Annotated in this window: 26 protein-coding genes; 19 read left to right on the top strand and 7 right to left on the bottom strand. The window is 69.6% G+C overall.

What is annotated here, in order from left to right; translation table 11 throughout:
• Positions 1 to 90: 90 nt before the first annotated feature.
• Positions 91 to 948 carry a DUF6551 family protein gene (locus ABZ562_RS12495; RefSeq protein WP_361477112.1) on the top strand — a complete coding sequence of 286 codons (858 nt, stop codon included), beginning with the start codon at positions 91 to 93 and terminating at the stop codon, positions 946 to 948.
• A gap of 145 nt (positions 949 to 1,093) precedes the next feature.
• On the opposite strand, the gene ABZ562_RS12490 is transcribed toward ABZ562_RS12495, so the two are convergent.
• The gene (locus tag ABZ562_RS12490; RefSeq protein ID WP_361477109.1) at positions 1,094 to 2,038 is read right to left on the bottom strand and encodes a restriction endonuclease; all 945 of its coding nucleotides are present in this window, start codon (positions 2,036 to 2,038) and stop codon (positions 1,094 to 1,096) included.
• A gap of 1,280 nt (positions 2,039 to 3,318) precedes the next feature.
• Between ABZ562_RS12490 and ABZ562_RS12485 the strand changes: the two genes are divergently transcribed.
• Positions 3,319 to 4,113: an NUDIX domain-containing protein gene (locus ABZ562_RS12485; protein WP_361477106.1), complete on the top strand. Its 795-nt coding sequence runs from the start codon at positions 3,319 to 3,321 to the stop codon at positions 4,111 to 4,113.
• Here the strand turns inward: ABZ562_RS12485 and ABZ562_RS12480 are convergent.
• Entirely contained in the window at positions 4,097 to 5,140 is a 1,044-nt protein-coding gene (locus tag ABZ562_RS12480) for an XRE family transcriptional regulator (RefSeq protein WP_361477436.1), read from the bottom strand. The genes ABZ562_RS12485 and ABZ562_RS12480 overlap by 17 nt on opposite strands.
• Positions 5,141 to 5,565: 425 nt before the next feature.
• Between ABZ562_RS12480 and ABZ562_RS12475 the strand changes: the two genes are divergently transcribed.
• The 10 genes from ABZ562_RS12475 (at position 5,566) to ABZ562_RS12430 (ending at position 11,781) form a co-directional block, all read left to right on the top strand.
• On the top strand, positions 5,566 to 5,913 hold the full coding sequence (locus ABZ562_RS12475; RefSeq protein WP_361477103.1) for a hypothetical protein: 348 nt from the start codon (positions 5,566 to 5,568) through the stop codon (positions 5,911 to 5,913).
• Between the two features lie 2 nt (positions 5,914 to 5,915).
• Positions 5,916 to 7,268, top strand: a complete 1,353-nt coding sequence (locus tag ABZ562_RS12470; protein ID WP_361477101.1) for an FtsK/SpoIIIE domain-containing protein — start codon at positions 5,916 to 5,918, stop codon at positions 7,266 to 7,268.
• Positions 7,269 to 7,353: 85 nt separating this feature from the next.
• Positions 7,354 to 8,034 (top strand): DUF2637 domain-containing protein, encoded by a 681-nt coding sequence (locus tag ABZ562_RS12465; protein WP_361477098.1) that lies wholly within the window; start codon positions 7,354 to 7,356, stop codon positions 8,032 to 8,034.
• Positions 8,035 to 8,055: 21 nt separating this feature from the next.
• Positions 8,056 to 8,247: a mobile element transfer protein gene (locus ABZ562_RS12460; protein WP_361477095.1), complete on the top strand. Its 192-nt coding sequence runs from the start codon at positions 8,056 to 8,058 to the stop codon at positions 8,245 to 8,247.
• Positions 8,248 to 8,261: 14 nt separating this feature from the next.
• Positions 8,262 to 8,417, top strand: a complete 156-nt coding sequence (locus ABZ562_RS12455) for a hypothetical protein (protein ID WP_361477092.1) — start codon at positions 8,262 to 8,264, stop codon at positions 8,415 to 8,417.
• A 20-nt stretch (positions 8,418 to 8,437) separates the two neighbouring features.
• The gene (locus ABZ562_RS12450) at positions 8,438 to 8,761 is read left to right on the top strand and encodes a SpdD-like protein (protein ID WP_361477089.1); all 324 of its coding nucleotides are present in this window, start codon (positions 8,438 to 8,440) and stop codon (positions 8,759 to 8,761) included.
• 90 nt (positions 8,762 to 8,851) lie between these two features.
• A complete protein-coding gene (locus ABZ562_RS12445; RefSeq protein WP_361477086.1) occupies positions 8,852 to 9,037 on the top strand; it encodes a hypothetical protein in 186 nt (61 codons plus the stop codon).
• Positions 9,030 to 10,391, top strand: coding sequence for a replication initiator protein RepSA (repSA, locus tag ABZ562_RS12440; protein WP_361477083.1), 1,362 nt, complete (start codon positions 9,030 to 9,032; stop codon positions 10,389 to 10,391). Before ABZ562_RS12445 ends, repSA begins: the two co-directional genes overlap by 8 nt.
• A 2-nt stretch (positions 10,392 to 10,393) precedes the next feature.
• Positions 10,394 to 10,603 (top strand): helix-turn-helix domain-containing protein, encoded by a 210-nt coding sequence (locus ABZ562_RS12435; RefSeq protein ID WP_361477080.1) that lies wholly within the window; start codon positions 10,394 to 10,396, stop codon positions 10,601 to 10,603.
• Positions 10,603 to 11,781: a tyrosine-type recombinase/integrase gene (locus ABZ562_RS12430; protein ID WP_361477077.1), complete on the top strand. Its 1,179-nt coding sequence runs from the start codon at positions 10,603 to 10,605 to the stop codon at positions 11,779 to 11,781. Before ABZ562_RS12435 ends, ABZ562_RS12430 begins: the two co-directional genes overlap by 1 nt.
• 298 nt (positions 11,782 to 12,079) lie before the next feature.
• On the opposite strand, the gene ABZ562_RS12425 is transcribed toward ABZ562_RS12430, so the two are convergent.
• On the bottom strand, positions 12,080 to 13,054 hold the full coding sequence (locus ABZ562_RS12425) for a CU044_5270 family protein (protein WP_361477074.1): 975 nt from the start codon (positions 13,052 to 13,054) through the stop codon (positions 12,080 to 12,082).
• Complete coding sequence (locus ABZ562_RS12420) at positions 13,047 to 13,664, bottom strand: RNA polymerase sigma factor (RefSeq protein WP_361477071.1); 618 nt, start codon at positions 13,662 to 13,664, stop codon at positions 13,047 to 13,049. The genes ABZ562_RS12425 and ABZ562_RS12420 overlap by 8 nt, the downstream gene beginning before the upstream one ends.
• Before the next feature lie 224 nt (positions 13,665 to 13,888).
• Here ABZ562_RS12420 and ABZ562_RS12415 point away from each other — a divergent pair, with 224 nt between their 5' ends.
• On the top strand, positions 13,889 to 14,533 hold the full coding sequence (locus ABZ562_RS12415; RefSeq protein WP_361477068.1) for a LysE family translocator: 645 nt from the start codon (positions 13,889 to 13,891) through the stop codon (positions 14,531 to 14,533).
• A 30-nt stretch (positions 14,534 to 14,563) separates the two neighbouring features.
• On the opposite strand, the gene ABZ562_RS12410 is transcribed toward ABZ562_RS12415, so the two are convergent.
• Together ABZ562_RS12410 and ABZ562_RS12405 are read right to left on the bottom strand one after the other, a co-directional pair.
• Positions 14,564 to 15,682, bottom strand: a complete 1,119-nt coding sequence (locus ABZ562_RS12410) for an MFS transporter (protein ID WP_361477065.1) — start codon at positions 15,680 to 15,682, stop codon at positions 14,564 to 14,566.
• A gap of 529 nt (positions 15,683 to 16,211) precedes the next feature.
• On the bottom strand, positions 16,212 to 17,117 hold the full coding sequence (locus ABZ562_RS12405) for an SDR family oxidoreductase (RefSeq protein ID WP_361477062.1): 906 nt from the start codon (positions 17,115 to 17,117) through the stop codon (positions 16,212 to 16,214).
• Between the two features lie 129 nt (positions 17,118 to 17,246).
• Here ABZ562_RS12405 and ABZ562_RS12400 point away from each other — a divergent pair, with 129 nt between their 5' ends.
• Positions 17,247 to 17,816 (top strand): TetR family transcriptional regulator, encoded by a 570-nt coding sequence (locus tag ABZ562_RS12400; protein WP_361477059.1) that lies wholly within the window; start codon positions 17,247 to 17,249, stop codon positions 17,814 to 17,816.
• Positions 17,817 to 17,870: 54 nt separating this feature from the next.
• Here ABZ562_RS12400 and ABZ562_RS12395 read toward each other — a convergent pair whose 3' ends face one another.
• On the bottom strand, positions 17,871 to 18,755 hold the full coding sequence (locus tag ABZ562_RS12395) for a bifunctional DNA primase/polymerase (protein WP_361477056.1): 885 nt from the start codon (positions 18,753 to 18,755) through the stop codon (positions 17,871 to 17,873).
• 452 nt (positions 18,756 to 19,207) lie between these two features.
• On the opposite strand from ABZ562_RS12395, the gene ABZ562_RS12390 reads away from it, so the two are divergent.
• The 5 genes from ABZ562_RS12390 to ABZ562_RS12370 are packed head-to-tail and all read left to right on the top strand — an operon-like array spanning position 19,208 to position 24,276.
• Positions 19,208 to 20,443 carry an acyl-CoA dehydrogenase family protein gene (locus tag ABZ562_RS12390; protein WP_361477054.1) on the top strand — a complete coding sequence of 412 codons (1,236 nt, stop codon included), beginning with the start codon at positions 19,208 to 19,210 and terminating at the stop codon, positions 20,441 to 20,443.
• The gene (locus tag ABZ562_RS12385; RefSeq protein ID WP_361477051.1) at positions 20,440 to 21,483 is read left to right on the top strand and encodes an OB-fold domain-containing protein; all 1,044 of its coding nucleotides are present in this window, start codon (positions 20,440 to 20,442) and stop codon (positions 21,481 to 21,483) included. The genes ABZ562_RS12390 and ABZ562_RS12385 overlap by 4 nt, the downstream gene beginning before the upstream one ends.
• Positions 21,483 to 22,661 carry an acyl-CoA dehydrogenase family protein gene (locus tag ABZ562_RS12380; RefSeq protein ID WP_361477048.1) on the top strand — a complete coding sequence of 393 codons (1,179 nt, stop codon included), beginning with the start codon at positions 21,483 to 21,485 and terminating at the stop codon, positions 22,659 to 22,661. Before ABZ562_RS12385 ends, ABZ562_RS12380 begins: the two co-directional genes overlap by 1 nt.
• Positions 22,658 to 23,113, top strand: coding sequence for a MaoC family dehydratase (locus ABZ562_RS12375; protein WP_361477045.1), 456 nt, complete (start codon positions 22,658 to 22,660; stop codon positions 23,111 to 23,113). Before ABZ562_RS12380 ends, ABZ562_RS12375 begins: the two co-directional genes overlap by 4 nt.
• Positions 23,110 to 24,276 carry a lipid-transfer protein gene (locus ABZ562_RS12370; protein ID WP_361477043.1) on the top strand — a complete coding sequence of 389 codons (1,167 nt, stop codon included), beginning with the start codon at positions 23,110 to 23,112 and terminating at the stop codon, positions 24,274 to 24,276. The genes ABZ562_RS12375 and ABZ562_RS12370 overlap by 4 nt, the downstream gene beginning before the upstream one ends.
• Positions 24,277 to 24,311 lie beyond the last annotated feature (35 nt).

Here is a 24,311-nt window from a genome sequence, read left to right as displayed (position 1 = left end):
TGATTGCTGTTCAGTCGCCGTCTCCCGCATTCGGGAGCTGACATGTGTCGCCGTCACCCCCACTGGGGTGCTGACACACAAGGAGAAGCCGTGTCCGGCAAGGACTACAGCTACGACATCCCGGATCACCCGATCAAGTACATCCAGGTGGACCCGAGATCTATCAAGTTCGATCCCCGCGCCCAGCGCAACCTCAACAAGTCGCGTGCGCAGACCATCGCCGAGAAGCTGGTCCCCACCGCGCTCGGGACGCCGATCCTCTCGCAGCGTGAAGATGGCCTGTACGCGGTGGACGGTATGCACCGCGTCTACGCCTGCCAGCTCATTTTGGCTGGGAAGGTCACGGTATCGAAGAAGGTCCGGGAGGCCATCCAGACCATTGCCTGCGAGGTCCACTCCGACCTGTCGATGGCCAACGAGGCGTCCCTGTTCATCATCAAGAACAAGGAGTCCTCGAAGGTCGGGCCGAACGACGAGTTCAGGATCGGCGTGCTGGCCGGGCACCCGCTCTTCGTGGACACCAACACCGTCCTGGAGAAGCACCAGCTCAAGGTCGGTAGCCGTACCACCAACGGCGTGCGAGGCATCAAGGGAATCCTCGATATTGTCACGGAGTATGGCCCCGGGATCTTGGACCAGTCGCTTGCCATCGCTGAGGACGCTTGGGGCCGCACCCCTGACACCTGGCACTCCGTCACCATCGGAGGTATCGCCATAGTGATCTCTAGGCACCCCGATGTGGTCAAGCACAAGGAGTTGGCGCAGAAGCTCAAGAGTCAGGGCGACCCGCTCTCCTTCAAGGGCAAGATTCAGACCATCGCTACCAACAACAACACCCGCACCGACGGCACCAAGGGCCGCCTCAAGGCCGCTCACTTGTCGGTTGCTTCCGCCTGGAACGCTAAGCGCCGCGTCAACCGCATCCCCGTCCCGAACATCTTCGAGTAGCCCCAGCTGGCACGGTGCCTCGCTCCTTACCTGCGGTGCGGGGCGCCACGCTTCCTTCTATCAAAGCTGGTCATGGATGTCGGCCCAATCTGCGGTCCTTTTGATGGCCGTGCCGATGAGCTACCAGGGGACCCGCGCAGGATGATCAAGCGCTGGGTAGTAGGTCAGCTTGGGAGCACTTGTAGCCGCTCCCGTGGGGCCAGATGACCGCTTGCCCTGCAGCCGTCGCGAGCTCGATGAGGTCTGCACGTGGCCTACTCGGCACAAGAACGGCTTGGTACTTGGCGCGCACGAAGCGGTTGTAGTCGAGGAGCTGGCCGAGGGCCATGCGCATGTTTTCTCGCGTCACGCTGCCCTTGGCCTCGATGAGGAGATCTAGGTCAGGCACGTAGAGGTCTGTAAGAAGGGGCCTGGTTTCCTCTTCGGGCAGGATGCGTTGGCGGTTCACCTGGTAACCCTTAGTGCGCAAGTAGGCGCTGAAGTCCAGCACCAGCTTGCTTTCCCGGCGCTCTGCCTCGTACGGCTCGCGGTTCGGGTCGACAAACGTCTTCTCGGTTTCGAGTCGTTCAATGTCGATCTCGGTGACGGTCTCATGATGGTCGGCGAGTAGCCGGCCCAACTTCGTGCCAGGGTGCTTGGCTGGGGTGTCCAGGGGGCGAAGCTTGAAGACGATGACCTTGCGAAGCGGGCCGTCTCCAGTCTCCGGTGCGTCTGCTTCGTACCATCCTTCGACGGCGAAGCGGCCAAGGTAGCTCACCTTGCCCCGGGCGCCCTGGAAGACTCGCAGCGCTCGACCCTCGGCTTCGTGGTTCAGGATGCTGGCGTTTCCGGAGAGCATCCGCTGATCTCCGTACTGCCCTTCCCCGCTGTAGTGGAAGAGCCCATCGGGCATCCAGCCGTCGTAGTACCCGTGCTTCTCGCCTGCGATCGGATCCGTAAAGATCATCACGTTGGGCGACTTGGCTGATGGTCCGATGCCGCCCTGAGTCCGCCCGCCGTACTTGGCGTGCAACTGCTTGCGCTCGATCACATCACCTGGTTCGAGGTCCCACACGATGGCCTCGCGCTCTGCGGAGCTCACCTCCGTCACGGTCGCCCTCCTCCTCTGATCAGCCGCGTCTACTACGGCTGGTCGTAGTGTACGCTGTCCGGGACGCATGGGAATCAGATCAACGAATCGGATACGTGATTTCGGCATCCGATTCGGACAGGAGGTACGCGGCAGCGTCGAAGCTGCAACGCTTCGGGCTGAATGAATTAATTTGCACCGGCTTCCAAATTCGCCTCACCGATTACATTCCGTAATGTTATGGGTGTGGTGGGTGACACTCGGTCGTCTTATCTCTCACCGATCACCGCTCTCGACGCACACGGTCGAGGGGCCCGGTTCGCCCGGGGCCTATCACTCAGATGAGGAGAAGAGATGGAGAAGCGAGAGCCTGAGGAGCAGGAAGAGAAGCGTGATCGCGACCCGGACCCGCGGTGGTTTCGGCTCCTGATCACGGCTCTGACCGCTATGGCGGCTGTCGCGACCTGTGTGGAGCAGTTGGCACGGCTCTAGCGCCGTGAGTTGACGTGGTACCGGACGATGGCGGAACGCATGGAAGCGGGTCCGACCGTCTAGAACTCGGCCGGACCCGCTTCGATTACTCCATGCACGAGCCCGGTCCTGGTCGGCAAACCAGGGCCGGGCCTCCGTGCTGGAGGGCCCTAGGTGTGATACATAGGGTTGCAATCTGATGTTGCAACCTCAGTTTGCATTGCATTGTCATGCCACTATATCTGTCTTGCCTCTAGTTACCCTGTGCTAGTGGTATCCAGCGGCGGCGAACGCGTTGCCGGCTTCCACAGCCCCCACCACTCTCCCCAGCTCCCATCCCGTCTGCCGTCGACCCACACACCGTGGAGCGGGCGTGGTCTATGGCGTCCAGGTGGAGCGCGCCACTGTACGAACGACCTGGACGCCATAGACCACGTCTGCTCGGCTTTGCCTGGGTCGATGGCAGACGGGATGGGAGCTCCCCCGCACGCCACCAATAACTGGCACCCGCGTACGGCGCCCCGTCCATCCCGGAGCCTGAGCGCCCCCGCCGGAGGCATCAATCTCTAAGGTCAAGCGGCTGCTTGCTGTGAGCGCGGCACGGGCCCCGGCCGGGTTGGAGTGGGGCGGAGACAGGAACGCAGGCCCGGCCGGGGGCCGGGCCGCGCGCGGCGAGCAGGGCGAGCCGCCTTGATCGAGTAGGGAAAGTTCTACCGCGTTCTGGTTGATCGTCTTGGTCGGTCGATGCCTACTCACGTGAGTAGGCACGCGGATACCCTGGTGTGGCTACACCCGACGAACACCAGCGACGGCAGGAGAGTGCTCACGGGATGGGACCGAAGTCGGAGCGGGTCTACCGCACGATTCGCGAGTGGATCGCTGCGGGCAAGTACTCGCCAGGTTCCAAGCTCCCCTCCGAGCGCACCCTGTCGGAGGAACTAGAGATCGGCCGCACGGCCCTGCGCCAGGTGCTGGCCAAGCTCGTTGCTGAGAGCGTCGTCGAGGTTCACGGCCGTAGCTCCTACCGGGTGCCGGATCGGTCAGTGACTACGGAAGCGCCGGCGGACGTCGAGCCCTGGCAGATCCATGGTGAGAGGCCGCTGTACGACAGCCGCTGGGTGAAGCTGAGCCTCGTCGACGTGGAGCCGCCCGGCGTGAAGCGCTTCGAGCACCATGTCGTCAAGCTCCACCACGTGGCCATTGCCGCTGTGATCGATGACCGGGACCGGGTGCTCATGATGTGGCGGTACCGCTTCGTCCCTGATGCCTTCGGCTGGGAGTTGCCTGGCGGCATCGTCGATCCCGGGGAGGAACCCCTTCAGACCGCCTTGCGTGAAGTCGAGGAAGAGACCGGCTGGCGGCCGGACGCCTTGCAGCATGTGGTCACGTACCAGCCCATGGTCGGCATGGTCGACTCGCCGCACGAGATCTTCGTGGGTCAAGGGGCGAAGCTCGTCGGTGAGCCGACCGATCTGGAAGAGGCCGGACACATCGCCTGGGTGCCTCTGTCCGACATTCCCGGGCTGATGGCTCGTGGTGAGCTAATGGGGTCCGGCACCTTGGTCGCCCTCCTTCATGTGCTCGCCTCACGGGGCGCCGGGGCGTCGCCTACAACCGCTGGGTGAGCTGCTCGATCCGGCGCCTGTGACGTACTGACCGGGTGCGACTCGCCACCAGTTGGGCTTGCCGCAGGTGCTTCTGTGCCTGGTCGTACTCGCTGCGGGCCAGGTGGGCCTGGGCCAAGTCGCAGTGGAGCCCCGCCGATGCCCTGATGAACGTGGGGTCGGTCGTCTCCAGTGCGGCGTACAGGCTGCCCACTGCTTCCGCGTCGCCGATCAGGGCGAGAGCACTCCCGCGCCACCTGGTGAGGTGGCCTTCGTTCAGGAAGATGCTCAGCATGTCCGGGTCGCGGGCGTCTTCTCCTGCGGGCAGGTGTCGCATCGCGAGCTCAAGAGCCTGCTGACACTCGGCTTGAAGCCCAGCTCGGGCGCAGATCTCCGCCTCGGCTGCGTACAGCCAAGCCCTGAGGCGTGGGGACATGCCCTTCCCGCCGAGACGTTGCGCATCTCGGACCAGGTGCACCGCCATCTCGGGACGTCCGGCGTCACACAGCACATATGCCTGCTCGGCGGTGGCGTGCGCGAGGTACATGGGCTCCTCGGCCTCCTGAGCGGCACGCTTCCCCAGCTCGTAGTGACGCCAGGCTCGTTCCACGGCTCCGACGTCGAGGGCCTGCCAGGCCGCCAAGGTGGCTGCTCCGGCCAGAGCCAGAGCGACCGGACGTCGGGTCTCCGGGAGTACCGCGAAGGTGAGGGCGTCTTCCAGCCGTGTCAGGTGGGCGGTCATCTGGTCGACCAGGCTGGCGGCGCCCATCTGCCGGTCAACGGTCCGGAGCAGTTCGGTCTGGTCCATGAACGTCTTGACCATCGTCAGGCTGACGTGCCGGGCCTCGTCGATCCGACCTATCAGCTCGTCGTACCCGTCGGCCGTGGCGAGCGCCAGCGTTGACTGTGCTCCGCCCGCCAGCTCATCGTCGGTGATCCCGAGCAGCGCGCGGAGGATCTTGGCGTAGTGGCTGGAGATCGTCCGCCGGCCGTTCTCCCACTCCGAGACGTACACGCGCAAACTCGCGGTTGAGGCGACGGTGAGCATGTGCTGTCGCGCATGGCTCTCGATCTCCCGCACAAGACGCTCTTGTGACCATGCCCGTGCCGTCCTCGCTGCTTTGAGTCCACTCATCGCGTAGTGCCGCTCCGCGTCGGGGGTGTTGGGCCGTAACAGCAGCATGCCTTACATCGGCCCAGGTCGGCAGGGGTTAACGGGTCTGCTGTTAACCCCTGTTGGCTACCGGTGCGTTGCTCGGGGCGCTTCCCTAGAAGTGTCGCAGTCAGGCGAGTTGAGATGCCGGACCAACGACGATGCTTGACATCTGGTGCGCACCAGATGCAACCTTCTGGTGCGCACCAGTTGGAAGCGCGAACACTCCGCAGCTTTGCTGCGGCATCCAATCAATGTTCAGGAGCGGCGACCCACCGCCAAGCAAGTACGCCGCTCCCGCCCCTGAAGGGACCTCCATCATGCGTCAGATTCCCGTCGACACGTCCGCCGCGACCGTGATGGTCGCCAAGCCCGCCCAGCCGAAGGTTCGTGACCGCCGCACCGGTGAGATCGCCTTGGACGCGGACGGTGTGAAGCTGATGACCGTGGACGTGATGTTCGCGGCCAACGACGACGTCGAGATCCTGTCCATCACCGTCCCGGAGACCGGTATCTCCGATGACCTGGCCATGGGCACCCCGGTCGCGCTCACGGGCCTGATCGCCCGGCCGTGGGAGAACGAGTTCAACGGTCAGAGGCGGCACGGGATCGCCTTCCGCGCCGTCGCGGTCACCTCGCTCGCCGCCTCGGGCGCGAAGGCGGCCTGATCATGACCTGGTTCATGGTCGCTGTGGTGGTCGCTGCTGCCGTGGGTTTCCTGCGGTGGCGGCGCCCCGCCTGGTACTGGCTTTCCCTCGGCGTCACCTTCGCCACCGTGCGGGTCCTCGTCCGCTACGCCTCGGTCATGGACGCCTGCGGGCTGACAGTCCCGCCCGACCGCTGGCGCCTGGCCCTGGCCCGGATGGCTGGCCGGGAGGTGCCGGAGTCCCGCCCGCCGCGCATCCTGCGTCTGCGCCCGACCCGCACCGGCCTGGTGCTGCGGCTCAAGCTCAAGCCCGGACAGGACGCCTTCGACGTCGCCGCCGCCACCGACCGGCTCCGCCACTCCTTCGGCCTGTACGGGGTCACGTCCCGTGAGATCCGCTCGGGTGTGGTGGAGGTGCGGATGACCGGCTACGACGTGCTCAAGCGGGTGCAGATGCCCGCCCGGCTCGACACACGGCCGATGCGCATCCCGGTCGCCCTGCGTGAGGACGGCTCGGTGCACTACCGCGACTACCGCGCTGTCCCTCACGGGCTGACCCTTGGCGCCACGGAGTCCGGTAAGTCCGTGTACCAGCGCAACCTGGTCGCCGGACTCGCCGCGCACCATGTCGCCCTGGTCGGCATCGACTGCAAACAAGGCGTGGAGCTGTTCCCGCTGGCCCGCAGGTTCTCCGCGCTCGCCGACAACGCCGACACCGCGCTGGAACTGCTGGAGGCGCTGGTGACGCACATGGAGGAGGTGTACCAGCTCATCCGGGCCGAGCAGAGGATCAGCGTCGCCGTGCCGGACGCGGAGATCGCCGCCGACATCTGGGACCTGCCCGAGGACATCCGGCCGGTACCGGTCGTGGTCCTGGTCGACGAGGTCGCCGAACTCGCCTTGTACGCCACCAAGGATGAGGAGAAGCGCCGGGATCGGATCATCACTGCTCTGGCCCGCCTGGCCCAGCTCGGCCGCGCGTCCGGTATCTACCTGGAGATCTGCGGGCAGCGCTTCGGCTCCGAACTCGGCAAGGGCATCACCATGCTTCGCGCCCAGCTCACCGGCCGCACCGCCCACCGCGTCAACGACGAAACGTCCGCCAACATGGCCTTCGGCGACATCGCCCCCGACGCCGTGCTGGCAGCGATCCAGATCCCGGCCGAGACCCGCGGCCTGGCCATCGCGGGGGATTCGACCGGCGGCTGGCACCGCATCCGCGCCCCGCACACCTCGCTGCGCGAGGCCGTGAACATCTGCAACAAGCACGCCCACCGCACTCCTGACGTGCCCGCCTTGGCGGCCTTCCGCCCCGCCACCGCAGCGGTGCCCTCGGCTCGGGACCGGCTGTCCAAGACAGCCCCCGCCGCTGCCTGACCCTCGCCCTCTCCTCCGGTCGGCGTGACCGTCTTCGCGCCAGGTCCCTACCCCTCCCTTGCCTGACGACAGGAAGGAACCCGTGATGGCCCGCCTGCGTGTCGACGCCGTCCTGGTCCAGGCGGTCATCGCCGGGGCGCTGTCCTTCGCCCACCTGCACGACCTGGCCGCCGCTGCCGGACAGGACGGCTGGAAGGCATGGGCCTACCCGATCAGCGTCGACCTGCTCCTGGTCGCCGCCTGGCGACGACTGCGCACCGGCGGACCCACCCGGCTGGCCTGGTGCTGGTTCCTCATCGCCCTGGTCGCCTCCCTCGGCGCCAACGTCGCCACCGCCGGACTCCTCGACATGCACCGTGTCCCTGCCTGGCTGCGCATCCTCGTCGCCGCCTGGCCCGCCCTCGCCTTCATGGGCGGCACCCTCCTCGCCCACACCACTGCCCACCCGGAGCCGGAAGCGTCGGCGCACCCCGAGTCGGTACCCCAGCCTCCGGCCGTCGAGGACGACCAAGAGTCCGAACCCACGCTCGCGCCGGTGGCTGATGTCGAGGAACCCGCCTCGCCTCCCGCCCCCGAGCCTCAGCCCACCTCGGCCCCACCCGCTGCTCCCGCCGCGCCGGTCCCGGCCGCGCTGGTCGACCACGCCCGCAAGGTCGCCGACGACCACCACGCCCGCACCGGGACCCCGATCGACACCGACACCCTCCGCGCCCGTCTCGGCGTCCCGCCCCAGCTCGCCGACGCCATCGCCGCCCAACTCGCCTGACCAGGAAGGAGACCGACCGTCATGCCTGCCCGCGACCACTTCCACTCCGTGATGCGGATCGGCCCGGTGCAGATCGGCACCCACCGCGACCGGCACGGCCGCACCGTGCACGCCGCCGTGTGCACCGCCGACCGCTGCGGCTGGTCCGCCGACTACTCCAGCCGGTCCGCCGCCCAACTCGCCGCCCGCACCCACCGCTGCCGCATCAACTGACCGGAGGTTCTGTCATGGACGTCCCGCTCTGGCTCGCCCTGATTGTCGTCGGCTGGCTCGGCGTCAAGCTCATCCGTCCGCCCTGGTGGCTCATCGCCGTACTCCTCCTCGGCGGCTACCTCCTCGCCGACAGCTTCTTGGCCTCCGTCATCGACCCCGCCGTCAAGTAACCCCTGAAGGAGAACCGCCCATGCTCCGGCCCAAGCACCCGACCATGCCCCAGCCCACTGGCCTGGTCACCCCGCAGACACCGACCGTCGTCCAGCCGACCACCATCGCCCCCAGTACTCCGGCCCCGCCGCCCACACCCAACGCCCCGGCCTCTACCCGGCCGGTTGTGCAGCTCACGCCCGGCACCGCGATAGCCCTGGTAGGTGGTGGCACGGCCGTGGTCCTGGTCGTCGGCGCCGTGCTGGTCTCCATGCTCCTGGCCGTCGCCGTGACCGGCGTTTCGGTCGCCGTCTGTGCCGTCGTCCTGCGCTCCCTGCTGGCCTCCGAAGCCAAGCGCCGCTGAACCGGCCCCCGGGCGGCTCCGATACCGCCAAGCATCCGCCGCCCGGGCGCCGTCCCTGTCCGATCCACTGAACCGGAAGGAAGTCCCAGCATGCCGCAGCGCACCAGCCCGGCGCCCCGCAGCTGCCCGAACTGCGACGGCTTCGCCTCCGCCGCCATCACCACCGGCGGACGCGACCAGTGCGGCCACCTCCAGACCATCACCGCTGACTGCCCGGCCTGCCACGGCACCGGCACCCGCATCAGCCGTCGCAACCGGGAGGGTGTCCGTGCCTGACCTGCTTGACCCGACCACCCTCAGTGATCTGCTGAGGGTGGCTTCGGCCTCCGACCATTCCCGCTGGGAAGACCAGATCCGCCGCACCGGCGGCTGCGCCGACCCCATCCACCTGCGCGGCTGGGTGATCCGTAAGGACAAGACCACCGGCGCCACCCTGCACCACTACTCAACCGAGTCCGAGCCTGGCGGACGCCTTCGCGTCGCCTGCGGCAACCGCCGCGCCTCCCGCTGCCCGGCCTGCGCCTGGACCTACGCGGGCGACACCTACCACCTCATCCGCGCTGGCCTGGCCGGGGACGACCGCCGAGACATCCGCGCCACCGTCCGCGACCATCCCCGCGTCTTCGCCACCCTCACAGCCCCCTCCTTCGGCCCGGTCCACAACCGCCCGGACCGTGGCGCCTGCCGCTGCGGCATCCACCACGCTCCAGACGCACCGGAGCTGGGCACCGCCCTCGATCCCGCCAGCTACGACTACGCGGGCGCGGTGCTGTTCAACAACCACGCCGGACAGCTCTGGCAGCGCTTCACCAACCGCCTACGCCGCGAGATCGCTGCCCGTGCCGGCATCACCCAGCGAGAGCTGAAGGAGTGCGCCCGCCTCTCGTACGGCAAGGTGGCCGAGTTCCAGAAGCGCGGCGCCATCCATTTCCATGCCGTCATCCGGCTCGACGGCCCTGATGGACCCAACATCTCGCCACCGTCCTGGGCCACCGTGCAGCTCCTCACCGATGCCATTCATGCCGCCACCACGCACGACTACACCTCTGTCTCAGTTCCGGCCGTCGAGGACCAGCCCGCCCGTACCTTCCGCTGGGGCGCCCAGCTCGACGTACGGCCCGTCAAGGCGTTCGATGACGGCTCCGACATCACCGAACAGGCCGTCGCCTCCTACGTCGCCAAGTACGCCACCAAAGCCGCTGAGACCACTGGCACCCTGGACCGCCGCATCGGCGAACTCTCCGAGCTCGACCGCCACCACATCCCCGACCACACCCGCCGCTTGATCGAAGCCTGCAAAGGGCTCGATCCGCTCTACCCCGACCGGCGGCTGTGGGCCTGGGCGCACATGCTCGGCTTCCGGGGCCACTTCTCCTCCAAGTCCCGCCGCTACTCCACCACTCTGGGTGCCCTGCGCCAGGCACGCGCCGACTACCGGGCCGCCCAGGAGACCGCCGCCCTCGGCCTGGACGACGCCGAGCCGGACACCGTTCTCGTCCTGGCCGACTGGCAGTACGCCGGACACGGCCACACCCCCGGCGAAGAAGCCCTCGCCGCCACCATCCACCGCGGCCTGCAACTCAACCGCGAGACAGCTCGTGACGCACTGGCGAACGAGGGGGAGTGGTGACCATGGACCGGCTCCTCACCGTGTACGAGGTCGCGGAGCGGCTCGGTACGGGCGTCCGCTTCCCTCGCCGCCTCATCGAGGAACGCCGCATCACCTTCGTCAAGGTCGGTCGGCACGTCCGCATTCCTGAGAGCGCCGTAGAGGCGTTCGTGGGCGACAACACCGTGGAACCGATCGTCCTGCGGCCTACGGGGCTCAGGAGGGCTGCCTGATGGCTGGCAAGCGAAAGTCCCGCCGGAACTTCGGACGTGTCCGCAAGCTGCCTTCCGGCCGGTTCCAAGCTCGGTACCCGGGACCTGACGGTGTCCTGCGTCCGGCGGATCGAACGTTCGCGACGTCGACGGACGCTGATCGCTGGCTGATACGGAAGCGCATCGAGGTCGAAGAGGGACGCTGGCTCGATCCTGCCGAGGGGCAGACGACCGTTCGCGACTGGGCGGCCCGCTGGCTCGCTGCCGTCTCGCCGCAGCTCAAGCACAAGACGCAAGCTTCGTACCGGTCGCTGATCAACTCGCTGATCAATCCGGCTCTCGGGGACCGTGAGCTGTCGACCCTCCGGCCGATCACGATCGCTGAGTGGGTCGGCGCGATGAAGACCAAGGGGCTCAGCGCTTCACGTATCCGGCAGGCGTACCGGGTCCTGTCGCAGATCATGCGGGCGGCTGTCGACAACGACATGATCACGCAGACGCCATGCAGGGGTGTGAAGCTGCCCCGGATGCCGCAGACCGAGCCGCACATCCTCACCCCGCTCGAAGCCTCCCGGATCGTGCGGAGTGCCGACAAGCCGCATGACCTGTTGATCGCGCTCCTCGCGTATGCGGGACTGCGCGTCGGCGAGGCGTTCGCCCTCCGCCGCGTGGACATCGACGTGTTCGGCGGCTTCGTCCTGGTCGACGAGAACCTGGCGGAGGCCAACGGCGCCTTGGTCTTCGATACGCCGAAGTCCCATCAGAAGCGGCTCCTGCGAGTCGGCCCGTCGCTCGCGAAGCGGCTTGGCCGACACCTGGAGACCCTGCCCGGTGGAGATGACGAGCTCCTGTTCATGACCCCGGGCGGCAAGCCGTTGCGCTACAACCAGTGGCGTAAGGCGTACTTCGACCCTGCTGTGTCGGCGGCCGGGCTGGCCGACGTGACCCCACATGATCTGCGAGCCTCGCACGGCACGTGGGTCGCCGATCATTACGGCGTAATGACCGCCGCTCACCGGCTCGGCCACTCGAATGCCAGCGTCACGACGCGGCACTACGCCCGGCCGGTCGCCGGACGTGATGATCAGGTGGCCGAAGCGGCGGACTCCTGGCTCAGCGGGCATGACCACGCCCCTGGGGCACGTAGCGGGCACGACAATGATGACGACGGCTCCGCCGGGGTGCTCGCGCCCGTCTGACCTGCGGCGGAGTGTCCGGCCCACATGATCGCCGAAAGATCTTGAAAACCGTCGTGGCAGCGATGTCACCGTGGGTTCAAATCCCACAGCCTCCGCACGTGAACGGCCCCTGACCAGGCAAGACGGTCGGGGGCCGTCGTCATGGGACTCCTGCCGACGCCCGGTTGAGCGGAGTCTCGTACAGGGCCCCGGCCGCTGCCACCAACAGCGGCGCTGTCCCCCGCTCGAGGGGCGGCCTCCATGAGACCGCCCCTGACCAGCCATCAGCCCGATACACCTACTGGAGTACGAAGGGGGCCTAGGGGCGCTGCTTCAAGCGGTCGACGATCGCCCAGTCCGCCACGTGTGACAGCTGGATGTACGTCTTCTTCCCGGAACGCGAGATCCGCTCGTCGCGGAAGCCCAGGAATTCATAGGACTTCGGGTCGAAGATGAGGTATTTGCCCTTCTCGGACGCGCGCTTGGGGTAGGAGATGCCGACCCCGGTGCGACCGGCGGAGTCCTTCATGCCCGGGGTCGCCCTGACCCCGGGCACCAGGGCCAGCGCCTCGTACGCGGCGGGGCGCAGTCCCTCGGGCAGCACCGGCCACTTCAGGAGCTCGCCGAGCATGAAGTAGGCGTCGTACCAGTCCCACCCGGTGAAGTCGTCGATCGACTTGTCGGACGTGCCGACGCCGATGATGCGCGAGATGAGCTTCTTTGGGTCGGTGGGCAGCTTCTTCAGCTCGCTCCACTCCCGAGGCGGCCATACGCCCTCGTTCTTCCCCAGGGGCTTCTCCCAGATCACCCGGCCGAGCTCCATGGTCAAAGATCGCTTGGAGCCGTCCACCGAGTCCCAGTTCACGTCCTCGTAGGTCTTGACCGCGCCGGTCTTCCGCTCCGTCTCCTTGATGATCCGCTTCCAGTAGATGAACTGGTCGTCGCGCGGCGCCACGGGCTTCTCGTGCTTACTCGCCAGCGCCGCCGCTCCGTTCAGCACCGTCACGGCGGCGGCGTTGCGCATGTGCGGGGCGTTCGTGCCCGCGCGGTCGGTGCGGCCGTCCTCGTCGGCGCCGTCCGTGGCGATCAGTACTGCCGTGCCGGTGACCGCCATGGCGACCACCGCGGCTGTCGCGAGGCGCAGCGCGTGGCGGCGGCTGGGGGCGGGGTCGGGGCGCCGCTCCGTACGCGTGATCGTGTTGAGCAGCCGGTGGCGGGCCTGCGCTCGGGCCGGTTCGGAGAGCGGGGCCGCGTCCGCGTTCCAGTCCCGTAGGAGTTCGAGTTCGTCAGTCATGGTCGGATGCCTCTCGCAGTGTCGTCGGATCGGATCCGCCCAACGCTTCGCGTAGCTTGCTGCGAGCCCGGTGCAGCCGTGATCTGACCGTGCCGATGGGGACACCGAGGGCCTGGGCCACCTCCTCGTAGCCGAGACCGCCCCACGCCACCAGCAGCAGTACGTCCCGGTGCCGCGCGGGCAGTCCGGCCAGTGCCGCTGCCAGCTCGCGGCGTACGGCCTGTGCCCCTACGCGGGCCGTGGCCCGGTCGGCCAGCGGCTCCTCGTGGTCGGCGGGAGCCGGGACGCGGGCCAGGGCCTTGAACCGGCGGGCCTCGGCCCGCCGCTGCCGTCCGACCAGGTTGGTCGCTATGCCGAACAGCCAGGGCCGGGCGTCGGTGCCCGTGGCCCGCGCGGGGTTGTACCGGTGCCGCTGCTGGAAGGCAGTGGTGAAGGTCTCCGCCATGAGGTCGTCGGCCGGCTCGCCGCCGAGCCGACGGGCCAGATAACGATGTACCGCATCCGCGTGCCGGTCGAAGAGCACGGCGAATGCCTCGGGCTCATCCCGGGACCGCGCAATGACCGAGGCATCGCTTTCCGCCCCCGTGCGGACGCCTGGCTCGACGGTCATCGGGGCTCCTCTCGTTCTGGGAACGCTGTGAAGGCTTGGGCTTTCATCTCTCTTTCGCCCGTCGCCCCCGGCGAGTTCCCTCGGGGCCTCAGCCGCCGGCCGTCGAGGACGGCCACTTGCGGTCCCGCTGGCGGCGAGGCCGTATCCTGCGGTACGCGAGGCAGGCGCTGCCTTTTCCTTCACTCCGGGTACCGGGTATCCGACGAAGACCAGGAGGTTGACCGGTGATCACTCTGGCCGCAGTCGGAGGAGTGGCACTGGTCGAACTGGGCATGGCCCTCACTCCGGGACCGAACATGATCCACCTCGCCTCCCGGGCGATCACCCAAGGCCGCAGGGCGGGCCTGGTCAGCCTCAGCGGGACCGCCGTGGGATTCGTGTGCTATCTGCTGGCTGCGGCTGCGGGCCTGTCCGCGCTGTTCGCCGCCGTGCCGGTGGCGTTCACGGTGGTCAAGCTTGCCGGGGCCACCTACCTGGCCTACCTCGCCTGGGGCATGCTCAAGCCTGGCGGCCGCTCGCCCTTCGCCCCGGCCCAGGACCTGCCTCCGGTCTCCGACGCCCGTCTGTTCTCGATGGGGCTGCTGACCAACCTGCTCAACCCCAAGATCGCTCTTATGTATGCCGCCCTGCTGCCCCAGTTCCTGGACCCGCAGGCGGGTCCGGACTGGGGGCAGCTGCTCCAGCTCGGTGGTGTGCAGATCCTCGTGGGGATCTCCGTGAACGCATTGATCATGCTGGGCGCGGCACGGGTGTCGGGGTTCCTGGCCGCCCGGCCCCGCGCGATGACGGCCCAGCGGTTCGCGGCGGGCGGCTTGCTCGGCGCCTTCGCGCTGCGCACCGCCCTGTCCCGTACGCCTGTCTCCACCTGAGCCAGGCCCGCACGCCTCCGGACACAGGCCTCAGGAGACGGAGACGCCGGCGTATGTGCTGCGTCGGCGTGCCGCGGCGGTGCCGGTGAGCAGCGAGCCGAGTACGGCCACGGCGGAGAGCAGGAAGGTCGCCGTGTAGCTCACTTCGGCGAGGGCGCCCCCGAGCAGCCCTGCGACGCCCACGGCGACGTCGAAGAAGGACGTGATGGCCCCGAGCGCGGCGCCTCGCTCTTCCTCCGGCGCGGTGTCGATGGTGATGAGGGCGAGGGCGGGGTAGAGCAGCGTGAATCCGCCCCCCGCGATCAGCGCCCCGACGGCCGCGACCCACAGGACCGGGGCGAAAGCGATGAGCACCATGCCGATCGCCTCCACGGAGGCGGAGACGACGATCACGGGCAGGGGGCCGATACGGTCCGGAACCCGGCCCGCGAGCAGGCGCACGGTCACGTACGCCGCGCTGAACAGGCTGATCAGCAACGACCCGTTGCCGATGCCACGCGATGCGAGGGCGAGAGCTCCGAAGCTGGCGACCGCCGCATAGCCGAAGGCACCGCAGCCGAGGGAGATCCCGGGCAGTACGGAGGAGGGCGGCAGCAGACGGGTGGACACGGTGGTCCCCAGGCGCGCGCTGTTGGGCAGGAACGACAGCACACCGACGGACGCAGCGGGCAGCACCGCGGCCGTGACCCAGACGGCGCCGAACGAGCCGCTTCGGAAGACCACCTCCCCCAGCACCGGTCCGACGGCCAGGCCGGTCCACATGGCCAGTCCGTAGAGCCCGACGATCTGTCCGCGGCGTTCCGTCGGCGTCAGGGACACGGTCCAGACGGAGCCCGCGGTGAAGAGCAGCGCTTCCCCCGCGCCCATCACCAGTCGCGCCGCGAAGAGCCCCGGCAGTCCCAGCGGCAGGGCGTAGAGCCCGGCGACGACGATGATGACGACGGCGCCGAGCAGCATCACCGGCCTGCTGCCCCTGCGCTGGGCCAGCTGTCCTGCGTACGGACGCACCAGCAGGGCGACCACGCCCGAGACGGTGAAGGCCGTCCCGACGTGGAACGCGGATCCGTGCAGTTCCTGGGTGACCAGCCGGGGAATGACGGGAATGACCAGTCCGAACGAAGTGAACGTACAGAACAAGGCCGTGGCCACGCCCGCAAAGGTGCGTGCCCAGCCGGCCTCGGCCGTATTCCGGACCGAATCCTCAGCTGGTGCGCTTTGCGTCGCGGGTAATTCTTCGTCGCTCACATCCGCCTCCGTCGGCCGGCTCCACGGCCGTCTGCCAACACCATGGTTCCCGGGGCAAGGCGGCCTGCTCACGGGCGAGGGAGCAGGCCGGGGCGCCCAGGTCGTGTGCTGGGCCGATCTTCCCCAACGGCAGCCGGTATGCGCCAGTGGTCATTCGGGTCTTCCACCGAATGCGCGTAAGGTCTCCGGCCAATAGGGCTCGTTCCGTGGCGGCGGCATATCGTCGGTGCGTTATCTGATCAGGTTTTTCGTCCGCCTCGTTCAGCGCTCGGTGGATCTGCTCGTTCGAGCGTCGCTGATTGCGCGAGGATCACCTGTGCGTAGAACCGGAACAGGACGGCAACGCTGTGTCCGGTCCGTATGAACATGGGGCCGGGTGGGGCTCCGGAGCTCCGGAGCCCCACCCACTCGGCGCCGTGGCGGAGCGCCGGGTTCAGGCAGCCGGGGTGCCGAAGTAGTGGCCGCGGTCGAGGTCCTCGATGAGGCCCGGGCCGGTGGGGTGCCAGTCCAGCAGCTCGCGGGTCAGGGCGTTGGAGGCCGGGGCGCTGACGGCGAGGAAGCGGGCCAGCCAGCCGAAGTGCCCCTCCGCCTGCTCGTCGGGGATGGAGACCACCGGCAGGTCGAGGTGACGGCCGATCACCTCCGCGATGCTGCGGAGCGACACGCCTTCTTCGGCGGTGCCGTGCAGCACCGATCCGGCCGGTGCTTTCTCCACGGCCAGCCGGAACAGCCGCGCGGCATCGAGGCGGTGGGCCGCCGGCCAGAGGTTGGCGCCGTCGCCCACGTAGCCGGACACGCCCTTCTCGCGCGCGATGTCGATCAGCCTCGGGACGAAGCCGTGGTCACCCTCGTCGTGGACCGACGCCGCGAGACGCACGATGGACGAGCGGACGCCGCGTTCGGCGAGGCTCAGCGTCATCTGCGCGGCGGCCTCCCGGGGAGGCGCCGTCGCGCCGGGGGCGGGCCGGTCCCGCTCGGTCGCCACCCGTCCCGGGGCGCTTCCGAGCAGGCCGGAGGCGACGACCAGCGGACGGTCGGTGCCCTCGAGCGCGTCGCCGAAGGTCTCGATGGCGCGCAGATCGGTCTTGATGGCGCCCTCGTAGTCCGAGAAGTCGTGGATGAACGCCAGGTGCACGACGCCGTCGGCGGCGGAGGCGCCCGCGTGCAGGCTGTCGGGGTCGTCGAGGGTGCCGCGGTGCACCTCGGCACCGGCTGCGGCGATGGCCTCGGCCGAGGCGTTCGAGCGGGCGAGGCCGAGGACCTGGTGGCCCGCGCGGAGGAGTTCGGGAACGACGGCGGAGCCGATGAAGCCGGACGCGCCGGTGACGAATAAACGCATCAGTGGGATCTCCAGGTGGTGGCCCGTCCTCGCGCACGCAGGGGTGCGTTCGGGCAGACGATGTCAGTCACTGTCATCGGTAGCGTAGCACTGCGATGTCAGTCTCTGTCATCGCGTAGGATCGCGGTCATGGGTCGATGGGAGCCGGGCGCGCGTGAGCGGCTCGAACGGGCGGCGTTGGAGCTCTACGTCGAGCGGGGATTCGAGCAGACGACGGTCGCGGAGATCACCAACCGGGCGGGCCTCACGGAACGGACGTTCTTCCGCCATTTCGCCGACAAGCGCGAAGTGCTGTTCTCCGGTCAGACCGAGCTGCTCGATGCCTGCGTGAGGGCCATTACGGGTGCGCCCGGGGCCGCGGCTCCCCGCGACGCGATGGCCGAGGCGCTGCACGCCCTCTCCGCCCGTTTGCAGGACCGTCGCGAACACGCCCGGCAGCGCCGGACCGTGATCGACGCGAACCCCGGGCTCCAGGAGCGCGAGCTGCTGAAGCTCGCCTCGCTCGCTTCCGCGATGGCCGACGCGCTACGCCGGCGTGGTGTCGCGGAACCGACGGCGAGCCTGGTCGGCGAGGCCGGGGTCGCGGTCTTCAAGGTGGCGTTCGAGCGCTGGATCGGGGAAAGCGGCGCGCCCGGGCGGACGCTGGCCGACGTCATCCAGGAGTGCCTCGACGACCTCAAGGCCGCGACCGCGGGGTAGTCGTACGGCCGCTCTGGTACGCCAGGTCGTACGGCGGCCAAGGTCGTACGGCGGTCAGGCGGCCGGCGGCAGCGGATGGCGGGCGGTGTTGCGGGCCGCGGAGGCGACCGTGGCCTCGGCCTCACGACGGGTCAGGCCGGTGTGGAGGGCGGCCTCGATGAGGGCCGGGGCCAGTTCTTCCCCCGAGCCCGTCTCGTACGCCCGGCAGGCGGCCCAGAACAGCCGGTCGTTGCGCCGCCCCTCCTGGGATTCGCGGACGAACCCTACGAGGGCGGCATCGCGCCCGGACGTGCCGCCGGTGGCCGGGCGGGGCGTCGTCCGGCCCGGCGGCGTACGGACCGGAGGGCGCAGCAGGCCGAGGAGCGCCGGTGGGGCGGGGGCGGGGCGCCAGGCGGGGGAGCCGGAGGCCAGGCGGTAGCGGCCGCGTGAGGTGGCCGAGCCGGGGCCGACGAGATAGCCGCCCGTGCCGCGGATGTCGATGCCGGGGGCGATCCGGCCGGCGGAGTTGGGGACGGTGAGCCCTGGCGGACCGCACAGCCACAGGTGGCGCCCGCCGCGGGGGGTGAGCACGGTGACGGTGCGGGGGACGGTGAAGGCGTACCGGCGGGCCAGCCGGTCGAGCGCGGCGGCGCCGTCGATACGCCCTTCGTGCTTGAGGTCGAGGTCGACGCCGATGAGGTGGTGCGGTGCGCAACCGCAGGCGATGCCGTAGCCGGTGGCCCAGGGGGCGGCGGCGAACAGCGCCCGGATCGCCTCCGGGGCGGCGGACGCGTCGTGGACGCCGTGCCCGAGCCGTCCGCAGGCGCCGCGGCAGGGAAGGGGCACGGGGTCGTGGTGGTGAGGGGAGCGCACGGCGGGCAGCTTCGCGCGGGTCAGCGGGATCACGCGGAAGCCATGGGCCGCGGCGGCGAGGGCATGGGCGAGTGGAGTGTTCGCCATGCCCCCATTTTCGGACAAGCGTCCGATAAGGGGAAGGGGGTCGGCGCGTCGGGGCAGTCCGGGGCGCAGGGGTGCGTCGAAGGTTTGAACGGAGTTCATCATGCTTGCGTGGTAATACGTCGTTCGGTGCGCTTCGTCTGCCGATCGATGGGCAACTTTCCGTCATGGCAGGTGTTCGCGCATGACCGACATGAGTGGGCGAGTGGTGATTCATTGAGCGGACGGGACGGGTGAGGTTGTTTACGGTCACGCGGCGGCGCTTCGGTGCCGCCGCGCGGCCGTGTTCGGCGGCGCTCGCCACCCATCGCCGGGTGCTCACCAGCGCTCGCCCGCGTTCGCCCGCGTTCGGCAACGCTGGACAGCGCTTGACAGCGTCAATTTATCTGACGGATAGTCAGATAGCTTTCCGTGCGCTTGTACGACGCCGTCGAGCCCAGGGGAGACCGCTGCTCATGCACCTCGCCCCCACGCCCCGCCAGCGGCAGCTGCGCGACGAACTACGTACGTACTTCCGCGAGCTGATCACTCCTGAGACCCGTGCGGCCCTGCCGGGCGACCCCGCAGGCCAGCGGCGGCTGTTGCGGCGGATCGGCGCCGACGGGCTGCTCGGGCTCGGCTGGCCGGTCGAATACGGTGGCCAAGGGCGCGGACCCGACGAGCAGTTCGTGTTCTTCGACGAGGCCTACCGGGCGGGCGCACCGGTCTCCATGGTCACGCTCAACACGGTCGGTCCGACCCTGATGCGGTACGGCACCGAGGAGCAGAAGCGATTCTTCCTGCCACGCATCCTCAGCGGTGAGATCGTCTTCGCCATCGGCTATTCGGAACCGGAGGCCGGGACCGACCTCGCCTCGCTGCGCACGAGAGCCGTGCGCGAGGAAAGCGGGGGCGAGGCGGACCTGCGTCGCGCCGCCGGATTCGGGGCCGATCCCGGGGCGGCCGCCGGGTCGTGGCGGATCGACGGGGCCAAGACCTTCACCAGTAACGCCCAGAACGCCGACTGGATCTGGCTCGCCTGCCGGACCGACCCGGCGGCGCCCAAGCACAAGGGCATCTCGATCATCCTGGTGCCGACCGACGCCCCCGGCTTCTCCTGGACGCCGATCGAGACGGTCGCGGGCCTGACCACGACCGCGACCTACTACGACGCGGTCCGCGTTCCGGCCGGTCATCTCGTCGGCGAGGAGAACGGCGGCTGGGGGCTGATCACCACCCAGCTCAACCACGAGCGGGTCGCGCTCGCCGCGATCGGCATGCAGGCCGAGGACTTCTACGAGGCCGTCCTCACCGACGCCCGTACCCCCGACCCGGACACCGGGGCCCGCCCCGCCGACCAGGACTGGGTGCGGGCCCGGCTGGCGGAGGCGCACGCCCGGCTGGCGGCGACCCGATTGCTCAACTGGCGGCTGGTCGGGGACGTGGGGGTGGGGACGCTGAGTCCGGGTGACGCGAGCGGGGTCAAGTTCGCGGGAACCGAAAGCGCGGTGGCGGTGTATCACCTATGCCAGGAAATCGCGGGAGAGGCGGGGCTGATCCGGTCGGGGTCGCCGGGAGCGTTCGGGGACGACGGCGAGCTGGAGCGGATGAACAGGGCCGCGCAGATCAACACCTTTGGGGGCGGGGCGAGTGAGGTGCAGAGGGAGATCGTGGCGACGATGCGGCTCGGCATGCGCCGGGGGCGGCGATGACCGCTGAGCTGCGCGGGGTGGACGGGCCGGGCGGGCCCGGCGGGACGGATGGACCCGGCGGGCCGGGCGGTCCGAGCAGGCGGGAGGGCCCGGATGAGGTGTGCGGGCTGTACGAGAGGCTGAGGGCCTACGAGGGCCGGGTGGCGGCGAGCGGCGGCGAGGGCAGGGACCCGGTCAACGAGCCCATGATCAGGCACTGGTGCGAGGCCATGGGCGACACCAACCCCGCCTATCCGGGCATCGCACCGCCGACGATGCTCCAGGCGTGGACGATGGGCGGGCTCGGCGGACACCCCGCCGGCTCGGCCCGGTCGGAGGCGTACGACGAGCTGCTGGCCCTGCTCGACGAAGCGGGCTGCACCTCGGTCGTCGCCACGGACTGCGAGCAGGAGTATCCGCGACCGCTGCGCCCGGGAGACCGGATCACCTTCGACGCGGTGATCGAGTCGGTGTCACCGCGCAAGACCACCAAGCTGGGCACAGGCCACTTCGTCACCACCAGGATGGACGTTTGGGCAGGCGGCGAGCTGGTCGGTACGCATCGCTTCCGCATCCTCAAGTACGCACCGGTGCGGCAGGAACCGGAACAGAAACGGAAGCCGGAGCAGAAACAGGAGCAGAAAGCGGAGCGGAGTCGGGAGGCGAGGCGCCCGCGTCCCGTCATCAACCGGGACAACGCGGGGTTCTGGGAGGGAGTCGCCGCCCACAAGCTGCTCATCCAGCGCTGCACCGGCTGCGGCACCCTCCGCTTCCCCTGGCTGCCGGGGTGCGGCGGCTGCGGTTCGCCGGAGTGGGACACGGTCGCGGCCTCCGGTGCGGGCACGGTGTTCAGCTATGTGGTCATGCACCATCCGCCCTTCCCCGCCTTCGACCCGCCGTATGCCGTGGGCCTGATCGAGCTGGCCGAGGGCGTCCGCATCGTCAGCGACATCACGGGAGTGCCGTACGACAAGGTGCGCATCGGGATGCCCGTCGAGCTGGAATTCCTGCGGGCCGACGACGAGCTGGAGCTGCCCGTCTTCCGAGGGGCGGTGGCCTGATGGACTTCACACCCACCGCGGAGCAGCAGGCCGCCCGGGAGCTGGCGGCGGAGATCTTCGGCGATCTGTCCACCCATGAGCGGCTGTCGGCCCTCGGCACCGGTGTCGACGGTGAGCTGTGGAAGGCGCTCTGCGCGGCGGGGCTGCCCGCCGCCGTGGAAGAGGTCGGCCTGCTCGGGCTGGTGCTGCTGCTGGAGGAGCAGGGCCGGTTCACCGCCCAGGTGCCGCTCGCGGCGAGCTGTGCGTACGGCCTGCTGCCGGTGGCCGTCCACGGCACGGCGGAGCAGCGCGAGCGGCTGCTGCCCGCCCTGCGGGACGGTTCGGCGGTGGCGACGGCCGCATACCGGCCCGGCTCCCGACTGGCCGGCTCCCGTTCGGCCGGCTCCCGTCCGGCGGCCTCGGCCCGCCGGACCGCCGCGGGATGGGCGCTGACCGGCACCTTCCCGGTGGTCCCCTGGCTGCGGGCTGCGACCCATGTGCTGGTCCCGGCGCTGACGGAGGAGGGGCGCACGCGCTGTTTCCTGATCGAGACCCAGGCGGCCCCTGCCCCGGCCACCCCGGCCCCGGCCACCCCTGCCCCGGCCACCCCTGCCCCGGCCACCCCTGCCTCCCCCGTCCCGACCGCCTCGGCCCTCCGGACCGAATCCGTGGAGACCACCGCACCCTGGGCGGCGGGGCGGCTCACGCTCCACGACGCACCCGCCGAGCCGCTCGGCGGCGACGGTGTCTGGGCCGATGTGCTCGGCAGGGCCCGTACCGCCTTCGCCGGGTTGCAGGCGGGCGTCTGCCGGGGATCGGTGGCGCGGGTGGTTCACCACACCTCTGTCCGCGAGCAGTTCGGGCGCCCGCTCTCCGCCCAGCAGGGCGTGCTGCTGCGCGCGGCGGATGCCCATATGGACACCGAGGCGATCAGGGTGACCGCCTACGAGGCGGCTTGGCGCTACGACCAGCAGCTGCCCGCGGCCACCCATGCGCTCACCACCGCCTGGTGGGCCTGTGAGGCGGGCCGGCGGGTCGTCCACGCGGGTCAGCATCTGCACGGCGGCATCGGCGCCGACGTGGAGCATCCGGTGCACCGGCACTTCCTGTGGGGGCGGCAGTTGGACGGGTATCTGGGCCCGGCCCCCGCCCTGCTGGCCGAGCTGGGCTCCCTGCTCACGGAGGAGGCGGTCGTATGACGGTCACGGTCCGCGCGGGCGAGGCGCTGCCCCCGCTGCGTATCCCGATCACCCGGACGCTGATCGTCTCCGGCGCTCTCGCCTCCCGGGACTACCAGGATGTGCACCACGATGCCGAGGCGGCCAGGGAGAAGGGCTCTCCGGACATCTTCATGAACATCCTGACCACCAATGGCCTGGTCGGGCGGTATATCACCGACCACTTCGGGCCGCGGTCCCGTCTCCGGAAGGTCGCCATCCGGCTCGGTGCGCCCAACTATCCCGGGGACGAGATGGTGCTGACCGGAGAAGTCACCTCGGTAGTCGACGGCACGGCGGAGGTCGCGGTGCTCGGGAAGAACACCATTGGCCGCCATGTGACCGGCACGGTCACGGTGGAGCTGCCCACCGGCTCCCCACCAGGACAGGGCTCCCCACCGGGGCCCGGCTCCCCGACGGGGGACGTCCGATGAGCGTTCGCCGTCCGGACCGGCTCGGAAGGCGGGCCGCTGTCGTGGGCATCGGCGCCACCGAGTTCTCCAAGGACTCCGGCCGCAGCGAGCTGAAGCTCGCGACCGAGGCCGTCCGGGCGGCGCTCGACGATGCGGGGATCGCCCCGGCCGAGGTCGACGGGCTGGTCACCTTCACCATGGACACCAGCCCCGAGATCACCGTGGCCCAGGCCTGCGGCATGGGGGAGCTGACGTTCTTCTCACGGGTGCACTACGGCGGGGGCGCCGCCTGTGCCACCGTGCAGCAGGCCGCGCTCGCCGTCGCCACCGGGGTCGCGGAGGTCGTCGTCTGCTACCGCGCGTTCAACGAGCGCTCCGGACGCCGCTTCGGTTCCGGGGTGCAGCACCGCGAGCCGTCGGCCGAGGGGGCGGCGCTCGGCTGGTCGCTGCCCTTCGGTCTGCTGACCCCGGCCTCCTGGGTCGCCATGGCCGCGCAGCGCTATCTGCACACCTACGGTCTGACGCCCGAGGCCTTCGGCCAGGTGGCCGTGGTCGACCGCCGCCATGCCGCCACCAACCCGGCCGCGTATTTCCATGGCAAGCCGATCACCCTGGCCGATCACGCCGCCTCCCGCTGGATCGTGGAGCCGCTGCGGCTGCTCGACTGCTGTCAGGAGACGGACGGCGGCCAGGCGATCGTGGTCACCAGCGTCGAGCGGGCCCGTGACCTGCCGCGCCCACCCGTCGTGATCACGGCGGCGGCGCAGGGCTCCGGCCGGGCGCAGGAGCAGATGACGAGCTTCTACCGGGACGACCTCTCGGGGCTGCCGGAGATGGGGGTGGTCGCGCGTCAGCTGTGGAGCGGCAGCGGGATGGCCCCGGCCGACATCGATGTGGCCATCCTCTATGACCACTTCACGCCGTTCGTGCTGATGCAGCTGGAGGAGTTCGGTTTCTGTGAGCGGGGCGAGGCGGCCGGGTACGTCGCCGAGGGCGCGCTGCCCCTCAACACCCACGGCGGTCAGCTCGGCGAGGCGTATCTGCACGGGATGAACGGGATAGCGGAGGCCGTCCGCCAGATACGCGGCACCTCCGTCAACCAGGTTCCGCACGCAGCCCGCGCCCTGGTCACCGCGGGCACCGGGGTACCGACATCCGGGCTCCTCCTCGGCGCAGACGGCTGAACCACGCGCGTGTCTGCGGCACCGGCCGACCGGTG

The sequence above is a fragment of the Streptomyces sp. NPDC019937 genome (assembly GCF_040631655.1).
Taxonomy (GTDB): Bacteria; Actinomycetota; Actinomycetes; order Streptomycetales; family Streptomycetaceae; genus Streptomyces.
Note: the sequence above shows the minus strand (reverse complement) of the source record. Positions and strands in the feature narration are given on the sequence as shown.

Bases quoted from the DNA above. Each gene is read 5' to 3' on its own strand.
- ABZ562_RS12380 (WP_361477048.1), top strand. From the start codon at position 21,483: ATGGACTTCACACCCACCGCGGAGCAGCAGGCCGCCCGGGAGCTGGCG.
- ABZ562_RS12460 (WP_361477095.1), top strand. From the start codon at position 8,056: ATGCCTGCCCGCGACCACTTCCACTCCGTGATGCGGATCGGCCCGGTG.
- ABZ562_RS12445 (WP_361477086.1), top strand. From the start codon at position 8,852: ATGCCGCAGCGCACCAGCCCGGCGCCCCGCAGCTGCCCGAACTGCGAC.
- ABZ562_RS12375 (WP_361477045.1), top strand. From the start codon at position 22,658: ATGACGGTCACGGTCCGCGCGGGCGAGGCGCTGCCCCCGCTGCGTATC.
- ABZ562_RS12420 (WP_361477071.1), bottom strand. From the start codon at position 13,664: ATGACCGTCGAGCCAGGCGTCCGCACGGGGGCGGAAAGCGATGCCTCG.
- ABZ562_RS12400 (WP_361477059.1), top strand. From the start codon at position 17,247: ATGGGTCGATGGGAGCCGGGCGCGCGTGAGCGGCTCGAACGGGCGGCG.
- ABZ562_RS12395 (WP_361477056.1), bottom strand. From the start codon at position 18,755: ATGGCGAACACTCCACTCGCCCATGCCCTCGCCGCCGCGGCCCATGGC.
- ABZ562_RS12485 (WP_361477106.1), top strand. From the start codon at position 3,319: ATGGGACCGAAGTCGGAGCGGGTCTACCGCACGATTCGCGAGTGGATC.
- ABZ562_RS12405 (WP_361477062.1), bottom strand. From the start codon at position 17,117: ATGCGTTTATTCGTCACCGGCGCGTCCGGCTTCATCGGCTCCGCCGTC.
- ABZ562_RS12475 (WP_361477103.1), top strand. From the start codon at position 5,566: ATGCGTCAGATTCCCGTCGACACGTCCGCCGCGACCGTGATGGTCGCC.
- ABZ562_RS12430 (WP_361477077.1), top strand. From the start codon at position 10,603: ATGGCTGGCAAGCGAAAGTCCCGCCGGAACTTCGGACGTGTCCGCAAG.
- ABZ562_RS12435 (WP_361477080.1), top strand. From the start codon at position 10,394: ATGGACCGGCTCCTCACCGTGTACGAGGTCGCGGAGCGGCTCGGTACG.
- ABZ562_RS12465 (WP_361477098.1), top strand. From the start codon at position 7,354: ATGGCCCGCCTGCGTGTCGACGCCGTCCTGGTCCAGGCGGTCATCGCC.
- ABZ562_RS12390 (WP_361477054.1), top strand. From the start codon at position 19,208: ATGCACCTCGCCCCCACGCCCCGCCAGCGGCAGCTGCGCGACGAACTA.
- ABZ562_RS12425 (WP_361477074.1), bottom strand. From the start codon at position 13,054: ATGACTGACGAACTCGAACTCCTACGGGACTGGAACGCGGACGCGGCC.
- ABZ562_RS12370 (WP_361477043.1), top strand. From the start codon at position 23,110: ATGAGCGTTCGCCGTCCGGACCGGCTCGGAAGGCGGGCCGCTGTCGTG.
- ABZ562_RS12480 (WP_361477436.1), bottom strand. From the start codon at position 5,140: ATGCTCACCGTCGCCTCAACCGCGAGTTTGCGCGTGTACGTCTCGGAG.
- ABZ562_RS12450 (WP_361477089.1), top strand. From the start codon at position 8,438: ATGCTCCGGCCCAAGCACCCGACCATGCCCCAGCCCACTGGCCTGGTC.
- ABZ562_RS12455 (WP_361477092.1), top strand. From the start codon at position 8,262: ATGGACGTCCCGCTCTGGCTCGCCCTGATTGTCGTCGGCTGGCTCGGC.
- ABZ562_RS12385 (WP_361477051.1), top strand. From the start codon at position 20,440: ATGACCGCTGAGCTGCGCGGGGTGGACGGGCCGGGCGGGCCCGGCGGG.
- ABZ562_RS12470 (WP_361477101.1), top strand. From the start codon at position 5,916: ATGACCTGGTTCATGGTCGCTGTGGTGGTCGCTGCTGCCGTGGGTTTC.